This window comes from Haladaptatus sp. W1, assembly GCF_001723155.1.
Classification (GTDB): Archaea; Halobacteriota; Halobacteria; order Halobacteriales; family Haladaptataceae; genus Haladaptatus; species Haladaptatus paucihalophilus.
The window spans coordinates 1-4,673 of the sequence record NZ_MEIH01000167.1; the positions used below are offsets into that span (position 1 = coordinate 1).

Genomic DNA, 4,673 nt, shown 5'->3' on the forward strand with positions numbered 1-4,673 from the left:
TCCGTCCCCGTCGCCACGATTTTCGGCGTGTTGATTTCGCTGCAACCGAGGTCGCGGAACGTCTCGCGCACGGCGCGGAGCACTTCGCCGCGAATCTTGAACACGGCCTCGACGTCTTCTTTGCGCGCGTCGAGCGTTCGGTTGTCGAGACGCGTCGAGAGGTCGGCATCGACCTTGCCGCTGGGGTCGAGCGGGAGTTCCGGTTCGGCCTCCGCGATGACCGCCACGTCCGTCGGGACGATTTCGACGTCCGTCGGCGCGCGCGGTTCTTCCTTCACGTCGCCCGTGATTTCGACGACGCTCTCGCGGTTGACGCCGAGGCCGGTCTCGACGAGCTCCTCGTCCATGTCGTCTTTCTCGAACTTGACCTGAATCTTCCCCGTCGTGTCGCGGACGATGAGGAACGCGATACCGCCGAGGTCGCGAATTTCGTGGACCCAGCCGGCGACCGTGACGGTCTCGCCGGGTTCGGCATTCGCGGTGTAGGTTCGGTTCTGCATACGGCCCGATTCTCCCGGGACGTGCTTAAACGCGTTCGTTTTCCCCCGTCGGGCGCGTCAACCCGGCGGCGACCGTTTCGACGAACGTGTCGCGCATGACCGGGTAGTATTCCTCGCCGAGTTGTTCCCGGTACGCCGTGAGGAACTTCACCGACCCCATCACGCCCACGATGGCGGTCGGGTCGCCGTCGCGGACGCTTCCCTCGGCCTGCCACGCTTCGACGTACGGGAGGAGGTGGGCGAACGACGCGGCACGCATCGATTCGTACTCCTCCTTTGAGATGCCGTCCATCGTCCGCAAGACGGTTTCCCACTCGTCGCCCGCGACCAACCGCTCGAACAGCGGGTTCTCCTCCATCTCATCGGCCAACAGCGTCATGAAGCGCCGAATCGCGCGCTCGGGGTCGTCTTCCGTCTCGAACGAGTTGGCGATGATGTCGTCGGCCGTCTCGTGCCCCTCACGTTGCAGAATTTCGAAGTAGAGCGCCTCCTTGGAGTCGAAAAATCGATAAAACGTCCCGTTGGCGATTCCGACCGGATCCGTGAGGTCGGAGATGGTGGTCTTTTTTACCCCGTACCGTGCGAACAGCTCGGTCCCCGTCTCCATCAACTGGTCCCGTATCCGCTCGCGCTCAGCGTCGTCAAATCCCTTCATGCAATATCTCTTCGTTGGAAGATGACGAGGCTCACTGACACCAACGCCGCGATTCCGACCAGCAGGATTCCCGCCCCCGTCCAGTCGTAGGACCCGGAGACGAGGATGGCCGTCGGGTCGTAGTAGTGCATCGGGCTGAGCGCGCCGAGCCAGCCCATATCCGCCGATTCGCCGACGGAGTTGAGCAGGAACAGCGCGAACACCGCCCCGAGTCCCCCGCGCTGGGCGATGTCCTCTCGGTCGAACAGCACCGACAGCAAGAGTCCGATGCCGCCACAGGCGAGCAGGTAGGGAATCGAGAGCAGGTGTACGACGGCCAAATCGCTCAGCGACACCGACTCGCCGACGCCGACGACGCTCCCGTACACCACGATGCCCACGATGACGTTGAGGATGACGAGCGTGGGAAGCAACGAGGCGAACTTCTCGACCAGCACCTTCGAACGCGAGACGGGAGTGGCGAGGAGCATGTCCATCCGGTCGCGCTCCACGTCACCGGCGATGAGGCTCCCGGCGAGGTACGCCACGTAGACGCCGAGCAGGAGCAACCAGAAGAACTGGTACAGTTCGACGGCGAGGAATCCCTCCATCGTCGTCAGCGAGAACCCCGCTCCCGACGCGCCGAAGGCCGCCTTCATTGCCGGAGGGAGATTGTTCCAGTACGCATCGATGTTCGCCCCCGAGGACTTGATGGACGGGAACAGGGCGACGAACAGTATCGACATCACGCCGAGGAGCACCGCCAACGCGACCGCTCCCTTGACCCGCCGCGAGGACTCGTAGCGCGCGATTTCAAGCATCGACTTCACCTCCCTCGCTCGCGGGAACTTCACCCGCCTCGTCGGTGCTCGCTTCGCCGCCGTAGAACCGCATGAACACCTCGTCGAGCGGTGCCTCTTCGATATCGACGTCGACGACGTGATAGTCGGAGAGACGGTCCAAGAGCACGTCGTACTCCCCCGTGTAGGTGAACTGCACCGCGCCGTCGAGCACGAGGTCGTGGACGCCCGCGAACTCGAACTCATCGCGGGCCACCGGTTCGTTCGTTCGAAGCCGCACGCGCTTTCCGTTCCGGTCGAGGAGCGTCTCGACGTCCTCGGTCGTGACGAGCTTTCCGTCGCGGATGATGCCCACGCGGTCACAGACCTTTCGAACCTCGCTCAGGATGTGACTCGAAAAGAAGAACGTCACTCCGCGCTCCTGCTCGTCTTCGAGGAAGTCGTAGAACCGCTCCTGCATCAGCGGGTCGAGTCCCGAAGTCGGTTCGTCCATGATAACGAGGTCCGGGTCGTGCATGAACGCCGAGACGATGGCGAGTTTCTGTTTGTTCCCCGCGAGTACTCCTCGATGGCCCGCTCGACGGGTGCGTCGAACAGTTTCAGAAGTTCCTCCCGCCGGTCGTCGCCCTTCAGCGACGCTTGGAAGTCCAGAAACTGCGTTCCGGTCGCGCCCTCGTCGAATCCGGGGTCGCTCGGCAGGTAGCCGATGCGTTTTTTCGCTTCGATGAGCGCACGCTCGTCGCGCACGTCGTACCCGAGCACCGTCGCCTCCCCGTCCGTCGGGGCGATGAATCCGAGCAGCGTCCGAATCGTCGTCGTCTTCCCGGCTCCGTTCGGTCCGAGGTAGCCGAACACCTCGCCCGATTCGACGGAGAGCGTCAGGTCTTCGATACCCCGCGTCTCTCCGTAGTACTTCGTCAGACCGACCGTTTCGAGTGCAGACATGTGTATCCCGACCGTATATCCGTCTCATGAATATATGAATATTCCGTTCATGAATATTCGAATCTCCCATTCACGACCATCAGCGCTTTTTTGGGTTATTTGCGTCGTTTCCACTCACAATCACCGTCTCTACTCACAATTGGCGGCGCTTTCCCCCAGCGTCGCCACTACTCCGAATGACCGACGGAAAACGAACTCTCGTACGTCGAAGCTCCTTACGCCGATTCCGCGCGCGCCTTCTTCGCGTCTTTCGCACCTTCGACCGTCTCGCGGACGGCCTCGACACCCTCGTCGTGCACGAGGTCGCCGACGACCACGATATCGGCGTGCGCCGCCATCGTGTTCGCCGATTCGTAGTCGCGAATGCCGCCGCCGTAGAACAGCGTCGCCTCGTCCAACGCTTCCTGTGCCATCTTCACGGTTTTCGGGTCGCCGAACGTACCCGAGCACTCGATGTAAATTATCTGCTGTCCGAGCATTTTCTCCGCGAGTTCGGCGTAGGCCGCCACGTCCTCCGGCGTCTGGTCACAATCGGCGTCGGCGTACTCCGCGACGCTCGCCTCGGGGTTCAGGATGATGTAGCCCTCCGTGTGCGTCTCCGACCAGTCCACGTCCGCCATCCGAATCCACTCCTTGTGGAGCCCGGCTATCCACGCCACGTCTCGCGTGTTCAGCACGGTCGGGACGAGATAGCCGTCCAGCGCGTCGCTCTCCACGACCACGGCCGGGTTACTCGGCTCCTGATAGAGCGGCACGTCGTACTCGGCACAGGCGTCGATGACCCGCTGCATCTTATCCTGCGTCATATCCAGCGTGCCACCGATTTCGAGCGCGTCCGTCCCCGTCGCGCACACGTCGGCGAACGTATCGCCATCCGCGAGGCTCTTGTCCGGATCGAGTTTAGTTATATGGTCCCAGTCGTCCCATGGCGCAGTCATAGAGTTCCTTTCAAAACTCCCGGCTAAAACAGCTTCGAAACGACCTTTTACGACGCTCGCGGGTCGGCGGGACGACAACCGCTGTCGTCCCGCCAACCGGCTCCCTGTAAAAGCTCGACCAAAAGCAATCCTCCTTCATTTCGAGGGCCGACACGTGTCGGCCCTCTCCATTCAGTCGTCGGCCCGGAAAATCTTCGATTTTCCGGAAAGAAGACTGGTCTCCGCGGTTTTTCATCGGCTGTTTCCGGTGGTTGTGAAAATGCGAGTTACTGGTGGTTGTGTCACTGCTGATTCTGGCATAATGCGGACGCCGTGCACGATTTGTGATGTAGATGAGGGGGGACGAATCAGTCCGCTTTCGCCTGCCAGTTTCGCAATCTATCTTCGCTGACGCCGTTGACCTGCTCGGCAACCGTCTCGGCCTCGGCGTCTTTCAGGTCGTCGATGGTATCGATACCGGCCTCGGCGAGCTTTTCGGCGGTCTTCGCGCCGATGCCGTCGATGACTTCGAGCCCGCTCTTACGTTCGCGCTGTTTGAACTCCTCGTAGTTGCAGATGGGACAGCCGAGTTCCCACGGTTCGTCCCCGTTGTGGATGACGAGTTCCGGAAGGTCGTGTTCCTCGCACCGCTCGTCGGTCACTTCGATTTCGCCCCGACGGGGGAGCGGCAGCGAGTAGTCACAGTCGGGATAGCGCGTACAGCCGACGAGTCGGGAACCGGTCTGGAGCTTTTTGATTGCGAGTTCGCCGCCGTGTTCGTCGCCACACTCGGGACACTCCCCGATAATCTCGTCCTCGGCTTCCTCGGCCTCCTCCGCCTTGCAGAGCGGACAGCCGTGGACGAAGGTGCCTCGTC

At 62.0% G+C, this 4,673-nt stretch carries 5 protein-coding genes and 1 pseudogene; all 6 read right to left on the minus strand.

Going from position 1 to position 4,673, the window contains the following annotated elements; all coding sequences use genetic code 11:
• Positions 1–500 (minus strand): OB-fold nucleic acid binding domain-containing protein (locus BG842_RS08845; protein WP_254663008.1); only part of this gene is annotated, 500 nt, incomplete at its 3' end.
• A gap of 25 nt (positions 501–525) precedes the next feature.
• The gene (locus BG842_RS08850) at positions 526–1,155 is read right to left on the minus strand and encodes a TetR/AcrR family transcriptional regulator (RefSeq protein WP_083252478.1); all 630 of its coding nucleotides are present in this window, start codon (positions 1,153–1,155) and stop codon (positions 526–528) included.
• Positions 1,152–1,955: an ABC transporter permease subunit gene (locus tag BG842_RS08855; protein ID WP_069450483.1), complete on the minus strand. Its 804-nt coding sequence runs from the start codon at positions 1,953–1,955 to the stop codon at positions 1,152–1,154. Before BG842_RS08855 ends, BG842_RS08850 begins: the two co-directional genes overlap by 4 nt.
• A pseudogene (locus BG842_RS08860) lies at positions 1,948–2,879 on the minus strand (ABC transporter ATP-binding protein). The gene BG842_RS08855 and the pseudogene BG842_RS08860 overlap by 8 nt, the downstream one beginning before the upstream one ends.
• A gap of 215 nt (positions 2,880–3,094) precedes the next feature.
• A complete protein-coding gene (locus tag BG842_RS08865; protein WP_007979592.1) occupies positions 3,095–3,817 on the minus strand; it encodes a phosphoglycerol geranylgeranyltransferase in 723 nt (240 codons plus the stop codon).
• A gap of 347 nt (positions 3,818–4,164) precedes the next feature.
• The coding region (locus BG842_RS08870; protein WP_175424111.1) for a DUF4332 domain-containing protein at positions 4,165–4,673 on the minus strand (509 nt) is incomplete at its 5' end.